The sequence below is a fragment of the Kitasatospora sp. NPDC056800 genome (genome assembly GCF_042789775.1).
Taxonomy (GTDB): Bacteria; Actinomycetota; Actinomycetes; order Streptomycetales; family Streptomycetaceae; genus Kitasatospora.
In genome coordinates this window covers 1-1,470 of sequence record NZ_JBHUAL010000417.1, presented here as the reverse complement: position 1 = coordinate 1,470, position 1,470 = coordinate 1, and the positions used below count along the sequence as shown (strand labels likewise).

Below are 1,470 nucleotides of genomic sequence, written 5' to 3'. Positions count from 1 at the left end.
GGGACTATCAGGATTCCGGTGTACGGCACCCGTTTGGTCTAGGTGTTGATCTTGTTGTCGGGTGTGGGCCGGTTGGCTCACACCCGTCCGGCTGACAGGCGTCCGTCGAAGGCGATGTCGAAGGCGTTCAGGGCTCCGAGCCAGCGGTTGCTCCAGCGTTGGCGGCCTCGTCCGGTGGGGTCGAGGGCGAGGGTGGCCAGGTAGAGGCGTTTCAGGGCGGCCTGCTCGTTCGGGAAGTGGCCGCAGGCGCTGGCGGCCCGGCGGTAGCGGGAGTTGAGGCTCTCGATGGCGTTGGTGGTGCAGATGATCTTCCGGATCTCGGTGTCGAAGCCGAGGAAGGGGACCATCTCGGGCCAGGCTCTCTCCCACAGTCGCACCACCGCCGGGTAGTTCGCCTCCCAAGCGGCCGTGAACTCGGCGAAGCGGTCCAGGGCCGCGGCCTCGCCTGGTGCGGTGTAGACGGGTTTGAGGTCTCGGGCCACCGCTGCCCAGTCCCGCTTGGCGGTGTAGCGGAAAGTGTTCCGCAGCAGGTGGACGATGCATGTCTGGACCACGGTCTGCGGCCAGACCTGGGCGACGGCGTCGGGCAGCCCGGTCAGGCCGTCGCAGACCAGGATCAGGCAGTCCTTGACGCCTCTGTTCCTGATCTCGGTCAGGACGGACTGCCAGTACTTCGCGCCCTCGCCGCCGCCGGTGGTCCACAGGCCCAGGATGTCGCGGTAGCCGTCGGCCGTGACACCCAGGACCACGTAGACGGGCCGGTTGGCGACCTGCCCGTCGCGGACCTTGATGTTCACGGCGTCGACGAACAGGACCGGGTAGACCTCGTCCAACGGACGGCTTCGCCAGTCGGCCATGCCCTCCAGGACCCGGTCGGTGATCGTGGAGACGGTCTCCTTGCTGGTGGTCATGCCGTAGACCTCGGCCAGGTGAGCGACGATCTCGCCCGAGGTCAGGCCCTTCGCGGTGAGCGAGACGACCAGGTTGTCCAGTCCCTCGGTGCGACGCGAATGCCTCGGTACCACCTTGGGCTCAAAGGTCCCGGCCCGGTCCCGCGGGACCTCGACGGTGACCGGGCCGGCCTCGGTCATCACCGTCTTCGAGCGGTAGCCGTTGCGGGCGTTGCCGCCCTTGCGGGCACTGCGGCCCGTCCCCGCGGTGGCGGCCAGGTGCTCGTCCATCTCGGCTTCCAGCGCCTCCTGGAGCAGGTGCCGGGTCAGCTGCTGCAGCAGTCCGCCCTCGCCCAGCAGCTGCATCCCGCCGGCCCTGGCCTGCTCGGTCGCCAGCTCGGCGACCGACGCCACCACATCCGACCCGCCGGTGTTCTTCCTCGGACCCATGTCCAAGGCATCGGCCACCCCCGCCTCCGACGAAACCCTCCCATCCGAAGCCGACCCAATCCAGTGATCCGTCCGCGAGCTCATCAGCGACTCCCTTGAGCAGGGTGTCCACCGAAATTCTGATACTCCC

At 68.3% G+C, this 1,470-nt stretch carries 1 protein-coding gene; it reads right to left on the bottom strand.

What is annotated here, in order from left to right; translation table 11 throughout:
• Positions 1-77 precede the first annotated feature (77 nt).
• Positions 78-1,358, bottom strand: a complete 1,281-nt coding sequence (locus tag ACFRQN_RS40800) for an IS256 family transposase (RefSeq protein ID WP_380745697.1) — start codon at positions 1,356-1,358, stop codon at positions 78-80.
• Positions 1,359-1,470 lie beyond the last annotated feature (112 nt).